The sequence below is a fragment of the Dellaglioa sp. CoH-57-MRSF-18 genome, from assembly GCF_056781995.1.
In genome coordinates this window covers 1-229 of sequence record NZ_JBXAXX010000298.1, presented here as the reverse complement: position 1 = coordinate 229, position 229 = coordinate 1, and the positions used below count along the sequence as shown (strand labels likewise).

1 protein-coding gene is annotated in these 229 nt (G+C 50.2%); it reads left to right on the top strand.

All coding sequences use genetic code 11. The features are described from left to right. The coding region (locus AC1RPG_RS09025) for a hypothetical protein (RefSeq protein WP_481762647.1) at positions 1-229 on the top strand (229 nt) is incomplete at both ends.

Genomic DNA, 229 nt, shown 5'->3' with positions numbered 1-229 from the left:
CCCATATGCTGGTTGCATTTGACGGCAAGCAGGTGTTTAGGTACGGTGTGTATGACGGATACAAAGCTGACCGAAAGAACAAGAAGCAAAGTGGGCCGGCCGTCGATAGCCAGTACACCAAACCTACGGGCGACGTGTACGATTATTTGCCGGATGTGTACTCGATGCTGAGTGACGCTAGGATCACGTATTTCCAACCGAAAAAACACGAAGCTGACGATGTACTAGC